Source organism: Limisphaera sp. 4302-co, from assembly GCF_049537155.1.
Classification (GTDB): domain Bacteria; phylum Verrucomicrobiota; class Verrucomicrobiia; order Limisphaerales; family Limisphaeraceae; genus Limisphaera.
Genome location: NZ_JBMVQZ010000011.1, coordinates 22,000 through 44,906, shown reverse-complemented (window position 1 = coordinate 44,906; position 22,907 = coordinate 22,000). Strand labels below are relative to the sequence as shown.

At 66.7% G+C, this 22,907-nt stretch carries 19 protein-coding genes and 2 tRNA genes; 10 read left to right on the top strand and 11 right to left on the bottom strand.

The features are described from left to right. Nucleotides 1-133: 133 nt before the first annotated feature. The gene (gene rimO, locus ACPDIX_RS11550; RefSeq protein ID WP_423431949.1) at nt 134-1,783 is read right to left on the bottom strand and encodes a 30S ribosomal protein S12 methylthiotransferase RimO; all 1,650 of its coding nucleotides are present in this window, start codon (nt 1,781-1,783) and stop codon (nt 134-136) included. Between the two features lie 158 nt (nt 1,784-1,941). Next, nucleotides 1,942-3,210: an L-rhamnose isomerase gene (locus ACPDIX_RS11545; protein ID WP_423431948.1), complete on the bottom strand. Its 1,269-nt coding sequence runs from the start codon at nt 3,208-3,210 to the stop codon at nt 1,942-1,944. 386 nt (nt 3,211-3,596) lie between these two features. On the opposite strand from ACPDIX_RS11545, the gene ACPDIX_RS11540 reads away from it, so the two are divergent. From ACPDIX_RS11540 to ACPDIX_RS11525, 4 genes are all read left to right on the top strand, one after another. After that, nucleotides 3,597-3,914 (top strand): hypothetical protein, encoded by a 318-nt coding sequence (locus ACPDIX_RS11540; protein WP_423431947.1) that lies wholly within the window; start codon nt 3,597-3,599, stop codon nt 3,912-3,914. A gap of 129 nt (nt 3,915-4,043) precedes the next feature. Then, nucleotides 4,044-4,577: a bifunctional pyr operon transcriptional regulator/uracil phosphoribosyltransferase PyrR gene (pyrR, locus tag ACPDIX_RS11535; RefSeq protein WP_423431946.1), complete on the top strand. Its 534-nt coding sequence runs from the start codon at nt 4,044-4,046 to the stop codon at nt 4,575-4,577. Continuing rightward, entirely contained in the window at nt 4,574-5,518 is a 945-nt protein-coding gene (locus ACPDIX_RS11530) for an aspartate carbamoyltransferase catalytic subunit (RefSeq protein ID WP_423431945.1), read from the top strand. Before pyrR ends, ACPDIX_RS11530 begins: the two co-directional genes overlap by 4 nt. 15 nt (nt 5,519-5,533) lie before the next feature. After that, nucleotides 5,534-6,274, top strand: a complete 741-nt coding sequence (locus ACPDIX_RS11525) for a class I SAM-dependent methyltransferase (RefSeq protein ID WP_423431944.1) — start codon at nt 5,534-5,536, stop codon at nt 6,272-6,274. Between the two features lie 156 nt (nt 6,275-6,430). Here the strand turns inward: ACPDIX_RS11525 and ACPDIX_RS11520 are convergent. After that, a tRNA-Tyr gene (locus ACPDIX_RS11520) sits at nt 6,431-6,517 on the bottom strand. Between the two features lie 166 nt (nt 6,518-6,683). On the opposite strand from ACPDIX_RS11520, the gene ffh reads away from it, so the two are divergent. Both ffh and recA read left to right on the top strand, forming a co-directional pair. Beyond that, nucleotides 6,684-8,027: a signal recognition particle protein gene (gene ffh / locus ACPDIX_RS11515; RefSeq protein WP_423431943.1), complete on the top strand. Its 1,344-nt coding sequence runs from the start codon at nt 6,684-6,686 to the stop codon at nt 8,025-8,027. A 158-nt stretch (nt 8,028-8,185) separates the two neighbouring features. Further along, nucleotides 8,186-9,271 (top strand): recombinase RecA, encoded by a 1,086-nt coding sequence (gene recA / locus ACPDIX_RS11510; protein WP_423431942.1) that lies wholly within the window; start codon nt 8,186-8,188, stop codon nt 9,269-9,271. Nucleotides 9,272-9,354: 83 nt separating this feature from the next. On the opposite strand, the gene ACPDIX_RS11505 is transcribed toward recA, so the two are convergent. Continuing rightward, nucleotides 9,355-11,454: a thioredoxin domain-containing protein gene (locus tag ACPDIX_RS11505; protein WP_423431941.1), complete on the bottom strand. Its 2,100-nt coding sequence runs from the start codon at nt 11,452-11,454 to the stop codon at nt 9,355-9,357. A 248-nt stretch (nt 11,455-11,702) separates the two neighbouring features. Here ACPDIX_RS11505 and purL point away from each other — a divergent pair, with 248 nt between their 5' ends. Further along, nucleotides 11,703-14,060, top strand: a complete 2,358-nt coding sequence (gene purL, locus ACPDIX_RS11500) for a phosphoribosylformylglycinamidine synthase subunit PurL (RefSeq protein ID WP_423431940.1) — start codon at nt 11,703-11,705, stop codon at nt 14,058-14,060. Here purL and ACPDIX_RS11495 read toward each other — a convergent pair. Then, nucleotides 13,976-14,500 (bottom strand): hypothetical protein, encoded by a 525-nt coding sequence (locus ACPDIX_RS11495; RefSeq protein WP_423431939.1) that lies wholly within the window; start codon nt 14,498-14,500, stop codon nt 13,976-13,978. The two genes, purL and ACPDIX_RS11495, sit on opposite strands and share 85 nt — an antisense overlap. A gap of 203 nt (nt 14,501-14,703) precedes the next feature. On the opposite strand from ACPDIX_RS11495, the gene ACPDIX_RS11490 reads away from it, so the two are divergent. The 3 genes from ACPDIX_RS11490 (at nt 14,704) to prfA (ending at nt 16,452) form a co-directional block, all read left to right on the top strand. After that, nucleotides 14,704-14,781 (top strand) — tRNA-Pro (locus ACPDIX_RS11490). A gap of 189 nt (nt 14,782-14,970) precedes the next feature. Further along, nucleotides 14,971-15,216 (top strand): 50S ribosomal protein L31, encoded by a 246-nt coding sequence (gene rpmE, locus ACPDIX_RS11485; RefSeq protein ID WP_423431938.1) that lies wholly within the window; start codon nt 14,971-14,973, stop codon nt 15,214-15,216. 144 nt (nt 15,217-15,360) lie between these two features. Further along, nucleotides 15,361-16,452 (top strand): peptide chain release factor 1, encoded by a 1,092-nt coding sequence (prfA, locus tag ACPDIX_RS11480; protein ID WP_423431937.1) that lies wholly within the window; start codon nt 15,361-15,363, stop codon nt 16,450-16,452. A gap of 277 nt (nt 16,453-16,729) precedes the next feature. On the opposite strand, the gene ACPDIX_RS11475 is transcribed toward prfA, so the two are convergent. From ACPDIX_RS11475 to nuoH, 6 genes are all read right to left on the bottom strand, one after another. Beyond that, nucleotides 16,730-18,256, bottom strand: coding sequence for a complex I subunit 4 family protein (locus tag ACPDIX_RS11475; protein WP_423431936.1), 1,527 nt, complete (start codon nt 18,254-18,256; stop codon nt 16,730-16,732). A gap of 37 nt (nt 18,257-18,293) precedes the next feature. After that, nucleotides 18,294-20,159: an NADH-quinone oxidoreductase subunit L gene (nuoL, locus tag ACPDIX_RS11470; RefSeq protein ID WP_423431935.1), complete on the bottom strand. Its 1,866-nt coding sequence runs from the start codon at nt 20,157-20,159 to the stop codon at nt 18,294-18,296. Nucleotides 20,160-20,229: 70 nt separating this feature from the next. After that, nucleotides 20,230-20,541 carry an NADH-quinone oxidoreductase subunit NuoK gene (gene nuoK, locus ACPDIX_RS11465; RefSeq protein ID WP_423431934.1) on the bottom strand — a complete coding sequence of 104 codons (312 nt, stop codon included), beginning with the start codon at nt 20,539-20,541 and terminating at the stop codon, nt 20,230-20,232. A gap of 39 nt (nt 20,542-20,580) precedes the next feature. Continuing rightward, on the bottom strand, nt 20,581-21,090 hold the full coding sequence (locus ACPDIX_RS11460) for an NADH-quinone oxidoreductase subunit J (protein ID WP_423431933.1): 510 nt from the start codon (nt 21,088-21,090) through the stop codon (nt 20,581-20,583). Between the two features lie 68 nt (nt 21,091-21,158). Further along, nucleotides 21,159-21,704: a NuoI/complex I 23 kDa subunit family protein gene (locus tag ACPDIX_RS11455; protein ID WP_423432033.1), complete on the bottom strand. Its 546-nt coding sequence runs from the start codon at nt 21,702-21,704 to the stop codon at nt 21,159-21,161. Nucleotides 21,705-21,814: 110 nt separating this feature from the next. Then, a complete protein-coding gene (gene nuoH / locus ACPDIX_RS11450) occupies nt 21,815-22,906 on the bottom strand; it encodes an NADH-quinone oxidoreductase subunit NuoH (RefSeq protein WP_423431932.1) in 1,092 nt (363 codons plus the stop codon). Nucleotide 22,907 lies beyond the last annotated feature (1 nt).

The window sequence follows — 22,907 nt, the reverse complement described above, 5'->3', positions numbered from 1 at the left end:
CCACACGCGGCTCGGTTCACCCCTTTCCAAGCCTCACAATCCGCCAGCCTGCCCCAGTTTTGCATCGTCCGGGTCGAAGTCAAGGACCCGGCCCCTCCGACGCCACGGCCCGTGCCCCGCCGGTTCGTTCGGATCACGCTGCCACCGGTCGGGCGAGCAGGTCATAGTCCGTCGCCCCCACCACCTCCACAGTGACGAACTCGCCGACCGGCAACCGGCCGCGGACGAAGACCCGCCCGTCCACCTCGGGGGCATCCGCCTCCGAACGGGCCACCGACCAGCGCCCCCGCCCAAGCCGCTGGCCATCCTCAGCCCCCTCCCGCACCAGACCCTGTTCCCACGACCGGATCTCGGCCGGCGCCGCCTCGTTCCCCTGCAGATGACCTTCCACCAACACGCGGAGCCTCCGTCCCACCATCGCCTCGTTCCGCTCCCGGGAAATCCGCCGCTGCAACGCCATGGCACGATCCCGCCGACGCGCCTTCACCTCGGCCGGGACCTGCTGGGCCATCCGCGCCGCCCGGGTCCCCTCCTCTCGCGAGTACAGGAACACACCCGCTCGATCGAACCGAACCCGCTCCATGAACTCCAGCAGGGCCTCGAAACAAGCCTCCGTCTCGCCCGGAAAACCCACGATGAACGTCGTGCGCAGGGTCACGCCGGGTATCCCCTCCCGGATCCGCTGCAACAACTCCTCGATGTAGGCACGGGTCGTCTCCCGCCGCATCCGCTCCAGCATCAGGTCGTGGATATGCTGCAGCGGCATGTCCACGTAACGGGCCACCTTGCGGCACCGGGCAAAGGTGCGGATCAGTTCGTCCGTCCAGTGCGCCGGATGCGTGTACAGCACGCGGATCCAAAAGTCCCCCGGCAACGCGTCCAGCGCCTCCAACAACCGGGCCAGCGTTGGCGTGTCCGGCGGCAGCTCCTGCACCGCCCGGCGAAACCGATCCGGCGCCGCAATCGCACCAGCCCGCCGCGGGCGCAGGTCCAGACCGTAATAGGTGGAATCCTGGGAAATCAGATTCAGCTCCCGCACGCCCTGTTCCAACAACGCCCGCGCCTCTTGCAGGATGTCTTCCATCGGCCGACTCCGATGAGAACCTCGCATCTGCGGGATGATGCAGAACGAACAGGGATGATTGCAGCCCTCGGCAATCTTCACGTAGGCGTAGTGTGGCGGCGTCAGTCGAAACCGGGGAGTCTCGTAGTCCGGAATGTACCGCGGGCGCGCCTGCACGAGCACCGGCGCCGGAGCCACCGCGGCGCCGCGCCTCCCGCCGGCCCCTCCACCGCCGTTGCCCGACCCCGTTTCGTGCAGCTGCAGCAACTCCTTTCTCAGAGCCGCACGGGCCCGCCCCTGCCGGGCCGCCGCGCCCGCCAGCCGCGTCGCCCGGTGGGCCAGCGCCTCCCGGACGATTTCACTCACCTGCGGCACCTCGTCCACCCCCATGAAGGCGTCCACCTCGGGCAACAGATCCCGCAGCTGCGCCCGAAAACGCTGCGGCAAACACCCCGATACGATCAACGCCTGGCCCCGCCGATGCGCCTCCCGAAACTCCGCCGACTCCAGGATCGCGTCCACGCTCTCCTCCTGCGCCGCGTCAATGAACGAGCAGGTGTTGATGATCAGGGCATCGGCCCGGGTGGGGTCGTTCGTAATCTCGAACCCGTCCCGCAGCAACGTCCCCAGCATCACCTCGGCGTCCACCAGGTTTTTTGCGCACCCCAGCGAGACCAAACCGACGCGCCGGGGGGCTTCCACTTGGTTCTTCGGCTGCATGTCGGACCGCCGAATGTAGGCCGCGCCGCGCCGGTTGGCAACCCGCCGGCGGGTCCCCACAGGACAGGCCGGTCACCCCTCCGCAACACCGCGCCGCCAGGCCGGGCGCGGACCCGTCCTCAACCGACCCCGCCACACGGTCGCCCCTGCAAACGCACTCAACTCCGCCGGCTCAGGACCTTCCGTTCGTACTCCCGCACCTCCTCCAGCCAGGCCATCCCCGCCGGCACGCCCGACCGCAGGCAGTGATAATCCCACACCGCTCCGTAGGGCAGGTTCTTGGCCTCTTCCATCCACGCAAGGCGTCCCGTGTAATCGCCCGCACGCTCCAGGCGCTGGTACTCCGGCCACGGCTCCAGCAGCGCCGTCAGCAACGCCCGCAAAAAACTGCGTGCCCCGATCACCCAGGCTGCCACCCGGTTGATGCTCGCATCGAAAAAGTCCAACCCCAGCCGGGTCCGGTCCAAATACCGCCCGCGCACGAGTTCCTGCGCAATCGCCAGCAAATCGTCGTTCAGAATCACCACGTGATCACTGTCCCACCGCACCCCCCGACTCACGTGCAGCAGGATCCCCGGCACGTACGTCAGCACCGAGGAGATCTTGTCGGCCAGACTTTCCGTCGGATGATAATGGCCCGCGTCCAAACAGAGCCACTTGCGCCGCGTCACCGCATAACCCAGATAAAACTCGTGCATCCCCACCGTGTAACTCTCGGCACCGATGCCGAACAGTTTGCCCTCCACGGAGTCGAGGTTGTACCGGGAGGGCAACGGCTTCCGGAACACCTCATCCAACGATTCCAACAACCTCTCGCGCGGTCCCCGCCGATCAGCCGGCGTGTCCTTCATCCCGTCCGGTATCCACACATTGGTCACCGCAGGCGTGCCCAATGCACGACCCATCGCCGCACCAATCTCCCGACACCGCTGGCAGTGCTCGATCCAGTAACGCCGCACCGACCGATCCGGATGCGACAACGTGAATCCGTCCGACGCCAGCGGATGGGCAAAACAGGTCGGGTTGAAATCCAGGCCCAGCCCCAGCCCCCGGGCCCACTCGATCCAGCCCCGGAAATGTTCCACACCGATCTCGTTCCGCTCGACCTTGCGGCCGCCAAATTCCCCGTAAATGGCGTGCAGGTTGAACCGGTGCCGGCCGGGAATCAACGAGAACGCCTTCTCGGCATCCTGCCGCAGCTCCTCCGGCGTCCGCGCCCGCCCCGGATAAGCCCCCGTGACCGCCAGCCCGCCACCCGGCGCGTCGGCCGCACTCTCGAAACCCCGCACATCATCCCCCTGCCAGCAATGCAACGACACCCTTAGCCCGGACAACCGGGCCAGGGCCGCCTCCGTGTCCACACCCACAGCCGCAAACCGTTCCCGCGCCCACCGGTAAGCCTGCTCAATCTGCTTGTTTGATTTCATGGTCTTCTCTGCATTCGACGGCAGGTTACGACGCGCCCCCGCGGTCCTGCTCTCATGGCAGGCCCGGTCTTCGGCCCCCGGTCCACCCCCGAGAGCGCCCGCCGTGCCCCTTCGGTTTCCATTCTCACCACCAGCCTGAAACGCCGCCACCAAGCCTTTCCAGCCCAAAAATCGCCGCCGCCACCGCAGCCCCGTGCAAAGGCGTCCCACCCGCCGTCGCGCCGCGGGCCACAAGCCCACCGGACCGCGCACCGCATACACAAATGGCTGATTCCCAGATTCTTGGATCTGAGCGGGGCGGTGTGCCGCGCCCGTTGGCGGGACTTTTGGTTTGTCATGCCGGGGAAATGGGCTTACTGTGCCCCGTAGAGCTGAAAGGTTCGCCTATGTCCAAACCTGCTATGGCGGAAGACACCAAAGAACTGGACGGGGACGACCTGCTTCGGAACTCGACCCTTTACCGCGAGTTCCAGGCCGAAAGGGAGGAGATCCTCAAGCACAAGTGGATCGAGTCGGAAAAGGCCGGCTACGACATCGGCTTCGAACGGGCCCTGACCGACTGGATCCTCAAGCACCGCTCCAAATGGCGCGCCTACCGCCAGGCAATGGCGCGCCAGCAACAGGGCGCCCCGACGCAGCCCGCCTCCGCCCCCTCTTCCCCCACTCGCTCTGATTCGAATCCCGACCGCTCCCCCTCTTCCTGATCCGCCTCCCGCTCCTTCCATGGCCGACTGCATCAGGAGTGCAAACGCCCGCGGCATGGACCAGGGGTGCACCCCGCCAGCCCGGGCCCGAACCCGCACACCTGTGTCCGCGCACCTCCGCCCATCAGCATGAGCCAGCGCTTCCTCATTCTTTCCGGTCCGGTCCTGCAGCGGATCCTCGCCCGCATGGCCCACGAAATCGCCGAGGCCAACGAGGACTCCACCCGGGTGGCCCTGGTGGGCATCCAACGCGGCGGCGTCCAACTGGCCCGCCGCCTGGCAGCCCGACTGGCCGAGATCTGGGGCCACCCCGTCCCCGTGGGCGAGCTCGACGTCTCCCTGCACCGCGACGACCTCGACCAACGCGTCGCACCCGACATCCAGCCAACCGTCATCCCCTTCGACGTCACCGACCGCACCGTGGTGCTCGTGGATGACGTCCTCTTCAGCGGCCGCACCATCCGCGCCGCCATGGACGCCCTCAACGATTTCGGCAGGCCCCGCCGCATCCAACTGGCTGCGTTGATCGATCGCGGACACCGCGAACTGCCCATCAAGGCCGATTTCGTCGGCAAAAACATCCCCACCTCGCCCGCCGAACGCATCGAGGTGGTCCTCTCCGAATCTGGCACCGAAGACGCCGTGTACCTCGAACGCCCATGAGCTGGACCCGACGCCATCTGCTGGACATCGAATCCCTCACGGCGGAGGAAATCCTCACCGTGCTCGACACGGCCCGCGCCTTCAAGGCCGTCGGTCAACGCGCCATCAAAACCGTGCCCGCCCTCCGCGGGAAAACCGTCGTCAACCTCTTCGTCGAACCCTCCACCCGCACGCGCACCAGCTTCGAACTGGCCGAACAACGGCTCTCGGCCGACATCATCAATTTCACCGCCGAAGCCTCCTCCCTTCGAAAAGGCGAAACCCTCAAGGACACCGCACGCAACCTCGAGGCGCTGAACGTGGACTTCATCGTCATCCGGCATTCCGCCGCCGGCGCCCCTCATTTCCTGGCCCGCGTACTCCAGGCCCACGTCATCAACGCCGGCGACGGCGCACACGAACATCCCACCCAGGCACTCCTCGACCTCTTCACCATCCGCGAGCGAAAAGGCACCATCGAAGGCCTCAACGTCACCATCATCGGCGACATCCTCTACAGCCGCGTGGCCCGATCCGACATCTGGGGCTTCACCAAACTTGGCGCGCGCGTGACCCTCTGCGGCCCGCCCACCCTCGTGCCGCGCGAATTCGAGCAGCTCGGCTGCCGCATCACCCACAACCTCGAAGAAGCCATCCGCGACGCCGACGTCATCAACCTCCTGCGCATCCAGCACGAGCGCCAGCGCCGCACCATGTTCCCCGGCCTCTCCGAGTACATCCAGCTCTTCGGCATCAACCCTGCCCGCATGGCCGGCACCAAGCCCGACGTCCTCATCATGCACCCGGGGCCCATCAACCGCGGCGTCGAAATCGACAGCGAAACCGCCGACGGCGAACGCTCCGTCATCCTCGAACAGGTCACCAACGGCATGGCCGTCCGCATGGCCGTCCTCTTTCTGGTCAACGGAGGCCGGGGTCCACAGGAGGTCATCGCCGCCTGAAACCCTCCCAGCACCATGGCACCAGCAGCACGCACGGCCCACCCCCACCCACCCCGCGCCTCCCGGGTCAACCGTCCGGCCGTTCCCGCCCCCGTCCCCCGTTCCGCCCACCTCCGGCGCCTCCTGCGCGCCTTCGCCGACACGCCCCTCATTCTCTGGCACTACGCCACCCATCCCCGCCGCATCGGCGCCGTGGCGCCCAGCTCGCGTTTCCTCGCCCAAGCCATGGCACGATGGGTCCCCATCCCACCCAACGGCTACGTGCTCGAACTCGGCGCGGGCACCGGCGCCGTCACCGAAGCGCTCCTGGCCCGCGGCGTGTCCCCGGACCGGCTCGTGGCCGTCGAAGCCATGCCCCGGCTCGTGGAGGTCCTCCAGAAACGCTTTCCCGGCATTCACGTCCTGCAGGGCGACGCCCGTCAGCTACGCCAATTGCTCCGGCAGCGCCTCGGCCCGGACACCCCGGTCGCAGCCATCGTTTCCAGCCTGCCCTTGCGCGCCTTTTCCCCGGAAGACCGCCGGCAAGTCGTCCACGAAATCCACCGGCTGCTCGCCCCCGGCCAAGGCTGGATCCAATTCCGCTACCGCCTCCGCCATGAACCCTCCCTGCACTGGCCGGGGTTCCGGATCCGGCAGACCATGGTCGTATGGTGGAACATCCCGCCGGCCCGGGTCGTCCTCTACGAGCGCACCACCGAACCCTGGCCCGACGAAAAAACCTTTTCGACCGCCTCCCGGACCGCCAAGCCCTCGTAACCTGCCGTGCCCCCGACGATCCCGCCGCAAGGCAACCTCCGTCACGCGGCCCAAACCGGGCCCCCACGCCCCGCCACCGCAGATTCAGCTCATCCACCATCCACGCAACACCCACTCCCCACGCTTCGGCAGGACGAAAGCAGGACAAAAAAAAGATGGTGGTGGGAACAGGATTCGAACCTGTGAAGGCGTAACGCCAGCAGATTTACAGTCTGCCCTCGTTGACCACTTGAGTATCCCACCACTCGGGCGCCTTTAGTAAGCCACGGCCAGCGCCGGTTGTCAACGGGGTCAATTCCCGGGCAACTTTCTGCGCCCCAGTACCTTCGGAAACCCCGGCGCGTTTCCGCCACCCGCCCGCACCCGCCGTTTGCCAGCCAGGCTCCCTCCTGCTAGCCTCCCATCCGGCATGTTCGAATCGCTGACCAGCAAACTGCAGAACGCCTTCCGCCACCTTCGCGGCATGGGCAAGCTCACCGAGGCCAACATGGCCGACGCCCTCCGCGAAGTGCGCATTGCCCTGCTCGACGCCGACGTCCACTACAAGGTCGCACGCGACTTCCTCGAGCGCGTCAAAACCAAGGCCCTCGGCCAGGAAGTCATCCAAAGCATCCAACCCGGCCAGCAGGTCATCAAAATCATCCACGACGAGCTGGTCGCCCTCCTCGGTGAGACACATGCCGGCTTGGACCTCAGCGGCCACCCCACCGCCATCCTCATGGTCGGCCTCCACGGCTCCGGCAAAACCACCACCAGCGGCAAACTGGCCCGGCTCCTCCACAAGCAAGGGCGGCAACCCCTGCTGGTGGCCGCGGACGTCTACCGCCCCGCCGCCATGGACCAGCTCGAGACCCTCGGCCGGCAGCTCGGCATCCCCACCTACGCACCCCGCGGCGAAAAAGACGTCCTGGCCATCGCCCGCGGCGCGCTGGACCAGGCCCGATCCCTCCAGCGCAATGTGCTGATCTTCGACACCGCCGGCCGCCTCCAAATCGACGAGCCCCTCGTCCAGGAACTCGTCCGGCTCCGTGACCTGGTCAAACCCCGCGAGATCCTCCTCGTCCTCGATGCCGCCACCGGCCAGGAGGCCGTCAACGTCGCCACTCACTTCGACCAGGCCCTGCAAATCACGGGCGCCATCCTCACCAAACTGGACGGCGACGCCCGGGGCGGCGCCGCCCTCAGCTTCCGGGCCGTCGTCGGCAAACCCATCAAATTCGTCGGCACCGGCGAAAAACTGGACGACTTGGAACCCTTTCACCCCGATCGCATGGCCTCCCGGATCCTCGGCATGGGCGACATCGTCAGCCTGGTCGAAAAGACCGCCCAAGCCGTCAGCCTCGAAGAAGCCAAACGGTTCGAGGAAAAACTCCGCAAGGGCCAGTTCACCCTCGAGGATTTTCTCGAACAACTCCGCCAGATGCGCAGGCTGGGGCCGATCGAGAACCTGATGAAACTTCTGCCCGGCGGCGACGAAGCCCTCCAGCAGGTGGACCTGGCCAAACAGGAAAAGGAACTGCGTCGCATGGAGGCCATCCTCTGCGCCATGACCCCGCAGGAACGCCGGCAACCCCACATCCTCAACGCCAGCCGCCGCTTCCGCATCGCACGCGGCAGCGGTGTCACCGTCCGCGACGTCAATGACCTCCTCAAAAAATTCAACCAGATCCAGCAGATGATGAAAAAAATGGGCCGGTTCCAAAAGCTCATGGCCCGCATGGGCGGCCGCATGCCCGGCCCTTGGGGTGGCTGAATCCTCGCCCCCGCCCGAGCCGAACACCGTCACCCCCACCTGGGCCCACCTGCCACCGGATTTGACGGCCGCCCGCGCCCGCGATACGCTGCCGGCCGGAACGAAACCCGAAAAGCCCCCTCCGGGGCCGGGCCCGCTCATGCAGCAAACTGTAAGCCATGCCACCCAAAACCAATGAACGAGCACAGGCCGACAAGGCCGCCAGCGAGACCAAGACAACGGCGGACACCCCCCGACTGAACCCGGCCCGCCAACGCGATCTGGACGCCGCCATCGCCACCATCACCAAAACCTTCGGCGAGGGCAGCATCATGCGCCTGGGCGACGAGCAGGCCCGCGTCAAAATCGAGGTCATCCCCACGGGCGCACTCGGACTCGACCTGGCACTCGGCGTGGGCGGCATACCCCGCGGTCGCATTGTCGAAATCTACGGCCCGGAATCCTCCGGCAAAACCACGCTCATGCTCCACGTCATCGCCAACGCCCAGAAGGCCGGCGGCCTGGCGGCCTTCATCGACGCCGAACACGCCCTCGACCCCGCCTACGCCAAAAAACTCGGCGTCAACCTCGACGACCTCCTGGTGTCCCAACCCGACAGCGGTGAGGAAGCCCTCACCATCTGTGAAACGCTCGCCCGATCCAACGCCCTCGACGTCATTGTGGTGGACTCCGTCGCCGCCCTGGTGCCCAAGGCCGAACTCGAGGGCGAGATGGGCATGGCCACCATGGGCATGCAGGCCCGCCTGATGAGCCAGGCCCTCCGCAAACTCACCGCCGTCCTGGCCAAGGCCAAGACCGCCTGCATCTTCACCAACCAGATCCGCGAAAAGGTCGGCGTGCTCTTCGGCAACCCCGAGACCACCCCCGGCGGCAAAGCCCTCAAGTTTTACGCCAGCGTCCGCATCGACATCCGCCGCAAGGACACCATCAAGGACGCCTCCGGCAACGCCATCGGCAGCCGCGTCCGCGCCAAGGTCGTCAAAAACAAGCTCGCCCCGCCCTTCGCAGAAGCCGAGTTCGACATCCTCTTCAACCAGGGGATCAACCGCGAAGGCAGCATCCTCGACGCCGGCCTCGAAAGCGGCGTCATCGAAAAGAAGGGTTCCTGGCTCCAGTTCGCCGGCGAACTCATCGGCCAGGGACGCGATGCCGCCCAACGCGTCCTGGCCGAGAAACCCGAGCTGGCCCAGCGCATCGTCGAGGCCATCCTCGCCAAACGCGAGGTCGGCACGGGCCGCACCTGATCCCGGCCCCGCCACCATCGCCCGCGCCACGCACCAAGGGCACCGCAGTTCACCGCCGGAGCCGCCCCGGAGCCCCCCGAACCTCACCGTGTGCCGCCCAGCAACCGCCTCAGGCCCTCCGGATCCTTCACCGGCGGCAGGCACGTTTCCCGACGGCACACCACCGCACACGCGCCCTCCCCGCCCACACCCGCACCCGCCGGCACAGACACCGGACCTTCACTCCCCAGAATGACCCGAAACGGATCGTACACCGCATGCGACGCACCCAGCAGCGCGCGCACCTCGGACGACGCATGCGAACCACGGATCCACACACGGGTCACCGGCCAAACCGCAAAACCGGCCGCCCGCAACATCGCGCAATAGGCCGTCGGCACCCGACTCCATTCCCCGGCAAACGCCCGGATCGTCCGCAGGGCGGCTTCCTCATACTCCGCCCGGCCGGTCACCGCCGCCAGGCGCAACATCCCCTGCACCGCAAGGCTGTTGCCCCCGGGCTCGGCCCCGTCCGAATCGCGCTTGAGCCTGACCCACGACTCGCCGCCGTCCGACGGCGTCATCCAAAACCCGCCCCCTTCCTTGTCGTAAAAATCGCGAAGCAGGCCCCCGGCCAGTTCTCGGGCAAACGCGAGCACCTCGGGGGCCAACGTCGCCTCGTACAACCACAACAAGCCATCCAGCAGAAAGGCGTAATCCTCCAGGAATCGCACCCGCATCGTCCTCCCGGCCCGCCACTCGTGCCATAAACGCCCTCCGCCCCCGCCGTGGCCCTCTTGCCCGGCCGAACCCGCTTCCCAGAGGTGCGACTGCAGAAATGCCAGGTTCTGCCGGGCCGCCTCCACGTACCGCGGTTCGCCCAACACCGCACCCGCACGGGCCAGCGCACCCAACATCAGACCGTTCCAGGAGGCCAGCACCTTGTCGTCCCGGGCCGGCCGGGGCCGCCGCGCCCGTGCCTCCCGCATCTTCTGCACCGCCGTGGCCAGCCGCACCCGCGCATTCGCATCGTTCAACACCTCGGGATCCGCCACACTCAACACGTTCAACCCGCGAACCGGATCCGGATGACTGTGGTCCACAAAGTTCCCCTCCCTCGTGACCCCGAAATACCGGGCCGCCACCGCGTACTCCTCGGGCGTCAACACCTCACGCAGCTCCGAGTCCGTCCAGCAGTAAAACCGGCCCTCCTGACCCTCGCTGTCCGCGTCCTCGCCCGAGGCAAATCCACCCTCCGGCAAACGCAGATCCCGCAAAACGTACTCCAGGATGTCCCGCACCACCGCCGCATGCCGCGGCTGTCCCCCCGTCAGATACGCTTCCAGATACAAATGCGCCAGCTGGGCCTGGTCATAGAGCATCTTCTCGAAGTGCGGCACCAACCAGCGCTCATCCACCGAGTACCGGGCAAACCCGCCGCCCAACTGATCGTGGATCCCCCCGGCCGCCATCCGGTCGCACGTCAGCAGCACCTGCTCCACCGCACCGGGCAGCTCCACCCGCGAAGCAACCGCCAGCAAAAACAGCCCCACCACAGGCTGGGGAAACTTCGGCGCCCCACCGAACCCGCCGTGGACCGGATCGGAATGCTCCAGAATCCTCTCCGCTGCGCGCCGCAACAGGGCCGGACCGGGCAGGCCCGCCGGTCCGCTCTCCAGATCCAGAGCCGCCACCAGTTGCCGGCGCAAATCCGCAGCCGCGCGGCAGATCTCCCCACGGCGCTGCCGCCACAACTCCGCCACCCGTCGCAACACCATCATGAACGAGGGCCGTCCATGCCGCGGCTCCGGCGGGAAGTACGTCCCACCAAAAAACGGTTCCCCCTCCGGCGTCAGAAACACCGACAGCGGCCAGCCTCCCTCCCCGGCGGTCGCCTGCACAAAAGCCATGTAATACCGGTCCAGATCCGGCCGTTCCTCCCGATCCACCTTGATGCTCACGAAATGCGCGTTCAAGAACTCCGCCACCCTCGGATCCTCGAACGATTCCCGCTCCATCACATGGCACCAGTGGCAGGTCGCATAGCCGATGCTCAGAAAAACCGGCTTGTCCTCCGCACGCGCCCGCGCGAACGCCTCCCCGCACCACGGATACCAGTCCACCGGATTGTGCGCGTGCTGCAGCAGGTAGGGTGAAAGCGCGCCCGCCAGTCGGTTGGCCGGGCGCACCCCGCTCGTTTGCATGGCCGCTTCCTCCATTCCCTTCTTCCCGCCTTGACCGTGACTCGAACACCCGCCCCGGCGTGGTGCACCCCGCCGGGGCCGTGGCGCAAACCTAGCCCGTTTCCTCGCCTGGGCAAAACGGCCCGCCGCTCCGCGCGCGGGCGTTCCCCGTTCCCCCGCCCAACCCGTGCGCCGGTCGGAAGGCGGACTTGTAACGCCGGCGCCCAATCGCCATCGTAAAGGCCATTCGCGTGGGACCGATGCAACCGATGAACGAACCGGCAATCACACCGGAACTGGTGGCGCAGCACAACCTGACGCCCGAAGAATACGCCCTGATCGAGCAGATCCTGGGCCGCCCGCCCACCTACACCGAGCTGGGCATCTTCTCCGTGATGTGGAGCGAACACTGCAGCTACAAAAACACCCGGCCGCTGCTCAAACAGTTTCCGACCCGCTCGCCCCGGGTGTTGGTCGGCGCAGGCGAGGAAAACGCCGGTATCGTGGACATCGGCGACGGCCTCGCCGTGGCCTTCAAGGTCGAGTCCCACAACCACCCCAGCGCGGTCGAACCCTTCCAGGGAGCGGCCACCGGCGTCGGCGGGATCATCCGCGACATCTTCACCATGGGCGCCCGCCCGCTCTGCGCCGTCAATTCCCTGCGCTTCGGCCCCCTCACACCGGACGCAGCCACCGACGCCGCCACCGCAGCCAACAACCGCCGCCTCTTCTCCGGTGTCGTGGCCGGAATCGCACACTACGGCAACTGCTTCGGGATCCCCACACTGGCCGGTGAGGTCTGTTTCGACCGCTCCTACGAGGGCAATCCCCTGGTCAACGTCTTCTGCCTCGGCATCCTCCGGCACGAGCAGATCGCCCGTGCGCGAGCCCAGGGCGTGGGCAACCCCGTCTTCTACGTCGGCCCCCCCACCGGCCGCGACGGCCTGGCCGGCGCCGCGTTCGCCTCCCAGGACCTCACCGAAGAATCAGCCGAACTGCAGCGCGGCGCCGTGCAGGTCGGCGATCCGTTCATGGAAAAACTCGTCTGCGAAGCCTGCCTCGAACTCCTGGCCACCGGCGCCGTTGCCGGCATCCAGGACATGGGCGCCGCCGGCCTCACCTGTTCCACCTGCGAAACCGCGGCCCGCGCCGGCACCGGCATCGAGATCGACCTGGACAAGGTCCCCCAACGCGTCCCCAACCTCTCCAGCTACGAGATCATGCTCAGCGAATCCCAGGAACGGATGCTCGTCATCGTCCACAAGGGACGCGAGCAGGAGGTCCGCCGTATCTTTGACAAATGGGAAATCCCATGGGCCGAAATCGGCACCGTCACCGACACCGGCCGCATGGTCGTCAAGCACCAGGGCCGCGTGGTGGCCGACATCCCCGTGGACAAAATCACCAACAACTCCCCCGTCTACCACCGACAGGGCCGGCCCCCGGCGTGGCTCGCCGAAGCCCACGCCTTCTCACTCGACCGGTTCCCGGAAACCCATGATGTGGACGCCACCCTGCGGCGCCTGCTGGCCTGGCCCACCATCGCCTCCAAAAACTGGGTCTTCCGCCAGTACGATCACATGGTCCGCAACAACACCGTCGTCTGCCCCGGCAGCGACGCCGCCGTCATCCGCATCAAACCCGATTGCCTCCCGCCGGCCCCGCCCGACCTGCCCGAAAAAACCATCCCCGAAAAATTCCTCGCCCTCAGCGCCGACGGCAACGCCGCCTACGTCCTGCTCGACCCCTACGAAGGCGGCAAAACCGTCATCGTCGAAGCCGCGCGCAACCTTGCTTGCAGCGGAGCCGTGCCCATCGGCGTCACCGACAACCTCAACTTCGGCAATCCCCTCCGCCCCGACCTGTTCTGGCAACTCAGCGAAAGCGTCCGCGGCATGGCCGAGGCCTGTCGGACCCTCCAAATCCCCGTCACCGGCGGAAACTGCTCCCTTTACAACCAGAGCCCGCGCGGCCCCATTGACCCCACCCCCACCGTCGTCATGGTCGGCCTCATCGAGGAGGCCGCCCACATCACCACCCAGTGGTTCAAAGACGAAGGCGACGTCATCCTCCTGCTCGGCCGGGCAGTGGACCCCGAGGACCCCCTCCAAGGCCTCGGCGGCAGCGCCCTCATGCAACTGACCCTCCAGCGCAAAACAGGCCGCCCCCCGCGATGCGACCTTGCCACCGCCTCCACCCTTCACTCCGGCCTCGTCGGCCTCATCCGCGCCGGAGGAATCAAAAGCGCCCACGACTGCAGCGAGGGCGGCCTGGCCGTGTGCCTTGCCGAAAGCTGTATCAGCCACCAGATCGCACGGCACACCCCGAGCCTCATCGGCGCCCGCGTGGACCTGTCACCCCTGCTCCAGCCTGGGCCCGACGGTTTCACTCCGCGACTCGATGCCCTCCTGTTCGGCGAAACCCAGTCGCGCGTCGTGATCTCCTGCGCACCACTGGACGAACCCAAGATCACCGAACGCGCCCGCATCCTGGGCCTCTCCGTCACCCGACTCGGCACCGTCGGCGGACCCGATCTGGTCATTCAAACTGGCCAACACAAATGGTCCTGGCCCGTCAGGGAGCTGTACGACCTCTGGTGGAACAGCCTCGCACGGGCCATGGGTTGACCACGATCCGGACCGCCTGCCCCTTGCAGCCCCTGCCCCGGATCCCCCGCACCGGGCAACAGGATCCGTACCTCGTCACCACCCGGCAACGCCCGCGCGGTCTCCTCCTCCCGCACATGCGCCTCGCCCTCCTCCCGCGGCCAGATGTGGAACCCGCCCCGGTCCAGAGCCGTGATCTCCCACGTCCCCCAAATCCCGCGCCCCTCGCGAAACCCGCGGTAAAACACATCGTGCCCGCCCACGTACGTCTTCGTCCACCAACACTCCAGTGCGTCCCGATCGTACCGCCCCCGGATCACAAACCGGCCCACATCGTCCACGCCCGTTCCCTCGATCCGGCCGTCGCGAAACGTCAGCTCCAGATCCATCCGATGCCGGTCGCCCGGCCGATAGTTGTAAAACCCCGTCCACGGCCCTGACGGAAACAACGGGTCACTCACACCGCCACCCATAGGCCGCTCCCTGCAGTTTGTCAAAACGCCCCGCCACCCTACCCGGCCGGCCTGGCACCCACCCCGGCCCGTCCATCCGCATCCCGCCCGCCGCACCCCGTTTTACTGCCCGCAAATTCAGTTGAGTCGGGCGCCGGATCAGTGGTACAGTCTCCCTGCTCGGTGCCGACCGCGCCGGGCCCAACCATGGTCGGGGCGTAGCGTAGCCTGGCTAGCGCGCTTGCTTGGGGTGCAAGAGGTCGCGAGTTCAAATCTCGCCGCCCCGACCATCTCACTTTTCCGCGCCCGGTCGCCCGCGCCCACCCAGGCGCGGCCTTGCCTCCGGCACCACCGGCCCGTCAACGGCGATCCCTCCCCGCCCTTTCTCCCCGGCCCCCGAAGGCGCACACCCGTCCACCGGCCTGACTTTCCTCCTTGTCACACCGGCCAACCCTGATAGCCTGATCCGCCTTGGGAATATGAAAGCGGACATTCATCCGAAATACGTGGATGCGGAAATCCGTTGCGCCTGCGGCAACGTGATCAAAACGCGTTCCACCAAGCCGGTGATCATCGTGGGCATCTGCAATGCCTGCCATCCCTTCTACACCGGCCAGCAAAAACTGGTCGACACAGCCGGCCGCGTGGACAAATTCCAGCAGCGCCAGGCCAAGACCGCGGCCCTGCAGGCGGCCCTTGCCGCAAAGAAGAAAAAGAAGCGCTAGACGGTCACTTCGTGCAACCGCCCGTCGCCGTGCGGACCACCGCACCCGCGGGCGGTTTGCTTTTCAACCGGTGCGGTTCCCCCGCCCGGCCGGCCCGCCCCCTGCACGCGCCGTTGCCGGCTCCGTAAAGCACGCCGCTCCGCCATGGACATGAAACCCTACATCGAAAGGTTCCGCCAGCGCCTGGCCGAGGTCGAAACCGCGCTGGGCAACCCCGCCGTGGCCGCTCAACCTGCCCGCCTCCAGGAACTCGGCCGCGAATACGCCCGCCTCAAGGAGCTCGTATCCATCGGAGACGCCTACCTCCGCACCGAACAGGAACTCGCCCGAAACCGCGAACTGCTGGCCGCCGAACCGGCGCACTCCGAACTCGCCGGGCTCATCCGCGAAGAAATCACCCGCGGCGAGGTCGAACTCGACCGGCTCACCCGTGAACTCCAGCGCGGCCTGCTTCCACCCGATCCCGCCGACCACCGCAACATCGTCATGGAAATCCGCGCCGGTGCCGGCGGACAGGAAGCCGCCCTCTTCGCCGCGGACCTCTTTCGCATGTACAACCGCTACGCCGAAGCCCGGGGATGGAAAACCGAAACCATCGACGCCAGTCCCTCCGACCTCGGCGGTTTCAAGGAGGTCATCTTCCTCATCAGCGGCCCGGACGTCTACCAACGCCTCAAATACGAAAGCGGCGTCCACCGCGTCCAACGCGTCCCCGTCACCGAGGCCCAGGGCCGCATCCACACCAGCACCTGCACGGTGGCCGTCCTTCCCGAGGCCGAGGAGGTGGACGTCGAAATCAAACCCGACGAACTCGAGATCACCGTCAGCCGCGCCTCCGGACCGGGCGGCCAGGGTGTCAACACCACCGACTCCGCCGTCCAAATCCTCCACAAACCCACCGGCATGATCGTCCGCTGCGCCGACGAACGCTCCCAACAAAAAAACAAGGCCAAGGCCCTGCGCGTCCTCCGCGCCCGCCTCCTCGAAGCCAAACGCGCCGAGGAAAACGCCAAATACGCCGCCCAACGCCGCGCCCAGGTCGGCACCGGCGAACGCAACGAACGAATCCGCACCTACAACTTCCCCCAAAACCGCGTCACCGATCACCGCATCGAACTGACCCTCTACAACCTCGGCGCCGTGCTCGACGGCGAGCTCGACCCCCTCATCGAGCCGCTCATCGCCCACGACCTCGCCCGGCGGCTGCAAGAGTGGATCCGTACCCAGCCAGCCTGAGCTCCGACCCCGCTCAGCCCCACACACATCCGCCACACACCGGCTTCCACCCCGCCAGCCCCCGGGACAACCCCTCCCGGCACGACCTACCGACACCCGGACAACGCCCGCAGCAGGCCCCTCCACACTCACGTCGCACCGATACGCCGGGCACGTGACCCCTTGCCGGCCGGTCGTTCCAGCCCCGGGCCCCGCCCGGGATGGACAACAAAACCACACCGGCAGAAACCGGCGCCAGGGCCAGGCTCCCGGCCCGGCCAGCCAGGCGCAGAGTCTCTCAAGGGCTGCGCGTCGCCAGAACACCCGCCTGCACCCGCGGCATCAGACCGGCCACAGCGGCATCCACCTTCTCCACCAACACGCCCGGGAACCAACCGAAGAACAACAACACAGCCAACAGCACCGCATAAGGAAGACGCGCGGACAAGCCCGTCACATCCGCAGCTTGCACACCCTCCGCCGCCGGCCCGTGAACCAGCCGCCGCACCGCCCGCAACATGTACACCGCGCCCACCACCAGCGCACCGAACAGGGCCGCCACCGTCACCCCGCGCAAGGCCGGCACCTCCCAAAGCCCGAAAAACACGGTCACCTCACCAATGAAATTCGCAAAACCCGGCAAACCACAGCCGGCCAGCGCGGCCATGGTCATCGCCGCCCCCCAGAACGGCATCGCACGGCCCAGGCCACTCATCTGCCGCAGGGACCAGTCCCCCGTCTGTTCATACAGGTGCCCGGCCAGTCCGAACGACAACGCTGCCAGAAACCCGTGCGCCACCATCACCACCACCGCACCGGTCACACCCACCTCGTTCCAGGCCGCCAACCCCAGAAACACAAAACCCATGTGCGCCACACTCGCGTAACCCAGCAGCCGGCCCAGATCCGTCTGCCGCATCGCCACCCAGCCCGCATACAGCACGTTACCCAACGCCAGCGTCGCCACCACCGGCATCCACTCCGCCGCAGCCTCGGGCAAACACGGCTGCGCCACCCGCAGCAGACCGTACAGCCCGAACTTCTTCAGCACACCCGCATGCAGCATCGCCGTGGCGCTCGGCGCCGCGGCGTAGCCGGCCGGCGCCCACACGTGAAACGGCCACAGCGAAACCAGAATCCCGAACCCGAACAACAACAACGGATAGATCCAGCCCTGCACGCCCGCGGCCGGCGGATGATCGCGGAAATACCGCGTCAGAGTGGGAATGTCGAACGTCCGTTCACCCGCCGGAAGCTGCAGATACAACGCCACCAGACCGATCAACACCAGCAACGCGCCCGCCGTCAAAAACAACGTCATCTGAAACGCCGCCGGGCCCCGACCCTCCCCACGGCCCCAGATCCCGATCATCAAAAACGTCGGCACCAGCGCCAACTCGTGAAAGAAATAGAAGTAAAACAGGTCCAGCGAGGCGAACGCGCCCAGAATCCCGCCCGTCATCAGCAACAGCAGGAAATAAAACTCCTTGGTCCGGTGCCGGATCTCCCGCGAACAAACCGCCGCCGCCCAACCCACCACCGCACCCATCAACAGCAAACCCACATTCAGCCCGTCCACGCCCAGCCGGCACTTGATCCCCAACGACGGCGCGCCCCATCCCGGAACCTCCGTCACCATGCGGTACCCGTCCGCATCGGCCGGCGCCCCGGCAAAACGCAGAAACACACCCACCGCCACCAACGCCGTCAGACCCGTGGCCACCAGGGCGATCACCCGCGGCGTCCGCCCGGCCGTGCGCGGCACCAGCAACACCGCCAGCGCCGCCAGCAACGGAATCCCCACCAGCCAACCCAGCATCGTCATCGCCGTCCCTCCACTCTCCTGCGACAACCGAACCTCTTCATCCGCCCAACCACCACCACAACACCACGGCCAGCCCAGCCGCGAAAACCAGCGCGTAGGTCTGCAGACTTCCCGACTGCATCAGCCGCAGGGTCTGACCCAGCACATCCGCGCTGCCCCGCAGCAAACCCACACAAAACCCTTGCAACACCCACCGTTCCACACCGGCCAGAAACATCGCCCAGGCCTCATGCAGCCCGATCACCGTTGCCTCGTACAACTCATCGAAGTACAGCCGGTGCCGCAACCAGCGCGCCAGCCGCGGCCACCGTTCCGCCACCGGATCCTCCGACGCCCCCGCATACCATTTCCACGCCAGCACCGCCCCTGCCGCCATCGCCAACAGCCCCCCCAGCGCCGGCACGGGCGCATGACGAAACGGTTCCCACAGGCGGTCCCACCACGTCCCGGAACCGGCCCCCTCCAACCCGGGCAGCACGCCCTGCAACACCGACTGGATCCCCGTCACACCGCCCACGATGCTCAGCACCGCCAGGATCCGCAGAGGCCACAACATCGCCTGACCCGGCTCCGTCGCATGCCCGGCCGCCTCGGTCCGCGCCTCACCGCCAAAGGCCACGCACACCAGCCGGAACATGTAAAAGCTCGTCAGACCGGCCACCCCCACGCTCAACACAAACAACGGCAACTCATGCTCCCAGGCGGCCGCCAGCAGGCTGTCCTTGCTGTAAAACCCGCTCATCGGCCAGACCCCCGCCAGCGCCAGCGTCCCCACAACGAACGTCCAAAACGTCACCGGCAGGCGGCGGCGCAACCCGCCCATCCGCCAGATGTCCTGCTCGTGGTGCAGCGCCACAATCACCGAACCCGCCCCCAGAAACAACAGCGCCTTGAAAAACGCATGCGTAACCAGATGGAACATCCCCGCAGCCGGCGCCTGCAACCCCACCCCCATCACCATGTAACCGAGCTGCGACAAGGTCGAATAGGCCAGAATCCGCTTGATGTCGTTCTGCTGGACCGCAATCAGCGCGGCCACCAACGCCGTCAGCCCGCCTGTCCAGGCCACCACCGCCAGCGCGTCCGGCGTGAACAGGAAAAACACCCGGCACAACAGATACACCCCGGCCGCCACCATCGTGGCCGCGTGGATCAGCGCGCTGACCGGCGTCGGACCCTCCATCGCGTCCGGCAACCAGACATGCAACGGCACCTGCGCCGACTTCCCCACCACCCCGCAGAACACCAGCAAACCAGCCACCGTGGCCACCGTGCCCAGCTCCGAAACCATCCCCGGCCAACGCGCCTCCAGCCGGCCGAAATCCATCGTCCCGGCCAAACCGTACACCATCAGAATCCCCGCCAGGAAACCCAGGTCCCCCAGCCGGTTCGTCAAAAACGCCTTCCGAGCCGCATCCGCGGCCGAAGGCCGTTCGAACCAATGCCCGATCAGCAGGTAACTCGACACCCCCACCAGCTCCCAGAACACGAACATCTGCAGAAAATTCCCCGCCAACACGATCCCCAGCATCGAAAACATGAACAGGCTCAGGCAGGCAAAGTACCGCGCAAAACCGCCGTCCCCTCGCATGTACCCGGGTGAGTAGATGTGGATCAGACTCCCCACGCCGGTCACCACCAGCAACATCACCAAACTCAACGGATCCACCCGCAGATCGAACGTCACCGACCACGAACCGGCCGACCACCACGGCACCGACACCGTCCCGGCGGTCCAACCATTGATCCCCCAGAAGATCACCGTCAGCAGAAAACTCCCCACCGCCGCCCCGATGGACAATGCCGCACTCCGCCGCGGCTGCCGCAGCGAGGTCAACGTGATCCCCCCCGCCGCCGCCAGCGGCAGCAGCAGAATCCACCACAACAAACCTTCACCCTTCATCGTCTCGTCACCTTGCCCGCAAACCAGCGGCAGCCGCCCCTGCCGATCCGCGCCGACGGGGCCGTTCCCGCTACAACCTCAGCAAACTCACATCCTCCACGTGCGCCGTGCGACGTTGCCGGTACAACGCCACCAGCAGCGCCAGACCCACCGCCACCTCGGCCGCCGCCACCGTGATCACAAAAAACACCAGCAATTGACCGTGCATCTCCCCGCGAAACCGCGAAAACGCCACCAGCGCCAGATTCGCCGCGTTCAACATGAGCTCCAGACTCATGTACATCACCAGCAGGTTCCGCCTGGCCACCACACCCAGCAACCCCAGGCCGAACAACAGAAAACTCACCGTCAGGTAATGTTCCAGTCCCGGTTTCCAATCCATGGCTCGTGCCTTCCTGCCCCGCCCGGCCCCTCCGCACCCTCACGGCAGATCGCGTTTACTGATCACGATCACGCCCACCATCGCCGCCAGCAGCAGCACCCCCATGATCTCCAGCGGCAACAGATACTGCGTGAACAACAACCGGCCCAGAAGCCGAACCGTCCCCTCCATCTCGGCCGCCGGCAGCCCGTCCCCCGGCCGGGCGCGCCACAGCGCCCACAGCAACAGCGCCGTCACCCCGGCCGCCGCCGCGCCACCCGTCAGCAGGCCGGCCCACCGCAACCGGCGCCGCGCCTCCTCCCGCAGATCCAGCAACATCAACACGAACAGGAACAACACCATCACCGCCCCCGCGTACACCAGCACCTGCACCGCCGCCACGAAGTAGGCGTGCAGCAGCACGAACAGCCCGGACAACGCCAGGATCGTCACCGCCAGGAACAACGCGCTGTACACCGGATTCCGGCTGAACGGATTCCAAACCACCAATCCCCCGCTGCCCAGCGCCAGCAGGGCAAACACATAGAACAACACGTCCGGCAGCGTCATCGCTCAACCTCCTCCGCGAACCCCGACCGGGCGCCGCACGCCGCGGCGGCCGCGCCCGAACCCACCTCTCAGGTCCGCACCGGAAAGTCCTCCTGTGCGCGCGCCTCTTCCAGCTTGTGCTTCCATTTCTGAATCCCCGCGTGCACGCCCCCCAGGGCGAGCAGCTTCTCCTTGTTGAAGATCATCTCCTCGCGACTCGTGCCGGTCAGCGAATAGTCCTTCATCAGAAAAATCGCCTCCTCCGGGCAGACCTCCTGGCACAACCCGCAGAAGATGCACCGCAGCATGTTGATCTCGAACTCCAGCGGCATCTTCTCGGCATTGGGCCGGTCGGCCGGCGGACCGTCCGGACCCGGCGGCACGATCCGGATCGCCTTGGGCGGACAAACGAACTCGCACAACTGACAGGAAACACACTTGGTGTTGCCGTCCTGGTCCCGCACCAGATACGGCGCACCCCGGTACCCTTCCGGCACCGTCCAACGCTCCTCCGGGTACTGCAGCGTCACCTTCCTCCGGAAGAAATGCCGCAGGGTCACCTTCAGCCCGCCCCAGACCGCCGGCAGATACAGCCGCTCCCAAAAACCCAGCGGCTTGCGCGGCACCACCCGCACCGAGCCGCGCCCCACCTTCTCAGCCGGCGCCTGCCACGACCCCGCCCCAGGGCCGGCAACAGGCCAGCCGCCCGGTCCGGATCGGCCCGGTTTCTCCTCCGGTCGCTCCTTCATAGGCTCCGCCACCATAGCCACGTCGCCGTCACCAGAATGTTCACCAGCGCCAGCGGGATCAGGTTGTACCAGCTCAACCGCATCAGTTGATCATAGCGAAACCGCGGCCACATCCAGCGCACCCAGATGAACACCAGCAGCAGCGCCAGCACCTTGCCCAGAAAAATCCCCACGTGCAACAGCCCGCCCCATACCGTCGCCGCCGGCCGGTCCAGCCCCCACACCGGCAACGTCCAACCACCGAAGAACAACGTCGTCATCAGCCCCGAGGCCAGGATCATCGCCGCGTACTCGCCCATGAAAAACAGCGCAAACCGCATCGAGCTGTACTCGATGTTGTACCCCCCGGCCAGCTCCTGCTCCGCCTCCGGCAGGTCGAACGGTGTCCGGTTCGTCTCGGCAAACGCCGCCACCAGGAACAGGCAGAACGACAGACACGTCATCGGACTCTGAAACACCAGCCAGTTGGGCACCGGCATCCAGGCCGGTGCCCACGCCGCCCGACCCGCCTGCACGGCCAGAATCTCACTGAGGTTCAGGCTCCCCACCCACAAAAACACCGGCACCACCGACAACCCCATCAACACCTCGTACGAGATCAACTGCGCGCCGCTGCGCAGCCCGCCCAACAACGGATACCGCGAGTTCGACGCGTACCCCGCCAGCACAATCCCGTACACGCTCAGCGACAGAATCCCGAACACGTACACCAGGCCCACGTTCAGGTCGGCGATCACCCACGAACCGGCCCGTGTGCCGGGCGCCGACCCGAATGGGATCACCGCCAGGTTCAACACCGCCGGGGTCATCACCAGCGCCGGCGCCAGCGTGAACAACACCCGCCGCACATGCGCCGGCGTGAAGTCCTCCTTCAAAAACGCCTTGATGGCGTCGGCCGCCGGTTGCAACAGCCCGAGCGGACCACACCGGTTCGGCCCCACCCGATCCTGGATGAACGCGCACACCCGGCGCTCGATCAACACCACGTACGACACCAGGAACATCAACACCGCAAACGCCCCCACCGCCCGCACCACGGTGAGCAGCGCCTGTTGGGTCGTCGGTTCCAGTTGTGCCCAAAAATCCATG